Source organism: Planomonospora corallina, from assembly GCF_042650625.1.
Classification (GTDB): Bacteria; Actinomycetota; Actinomycetes; order Streptosporangiales; family Streptosporangiaceae; genus Planomonospora_B; species Planomonospora_B corallina.
This window is the reverse complement of the sequence record NZ_JBHSBM010000079.1, coordinates 1-624: the sequence shown is the minus strand read 5'-3', so window position 1 is coordinate 624 and position 624 is coordinate 1. Positions and strand designations below refer to the sequence as shown.

The 624-nt window shown below is 62.2% G+C and carries 1 protein-coding gene; it reads right to left on the bottom strand.

Translation table 11 applies throughout. From position 1 onward, the window contains the following. Positions 1 to 528: hypothetical protein (locus ACFOWE_RS33785; protein ID WP_377295161.1), on the bottom strand; the 528-nt coding region annotated here is incomplete at its 3' end. Positions 529 to 624: the final 96 nt, after the last annotated feature.

Here is a 624-nt window from a genome sequence, read left to right as displayed (position 1 = left end):
GTCCGTGAAGAAGTGCAAACAGGTGTCCTTAATCGGTTCGTCCTTGGTGTTGGACGCACTGGTGATGCCCTTGGCCACGACGTAGCCGTCGGAGCGGAAGGTGTAAACCGGCCCGCCCGAGTCGCCGCCGTTCACGCACCTGCCGCGTTTCTTGCCGACCTGAACCCAACGCAGCGTTCCGTCGTAGTTGTCGCCCTCGAAGGTGTCGACCTTCCAGGCCAGGTCGGTGACCTTCCACCGGCAGATCTGGCCCGTGGTGGCTCCGCCGGTGCAGTACTGGTCGCCTTCCTTAGCGCGAACCGAGTGGCGTCCACCGACCCAGCGCTTGGTAGAGGAATTCTTGTCACCGACGAAGATGGTGGGACTTGTGTCACGGATGTTCGTGTTGATCAGACCCAAATCGCCGTAATACGTCGGCTGGCCGGGGAGTTTCACCGTTCCGGTTCCCCGATGCCAGTTGGACCACAGGACAGGGCCGATCTTGGAGTATCCGCCCTGCGGGAGAAGGCAGTGGCCGGCCGTCACCATCAGCCTGTCACTCGCCCCTCCCATCGAGAAACCGGTCGTGCACGCCTTACGCTGATTGGGGTCCTCGGTGGTCGCCGTGAAATAGGACCCTCCGTT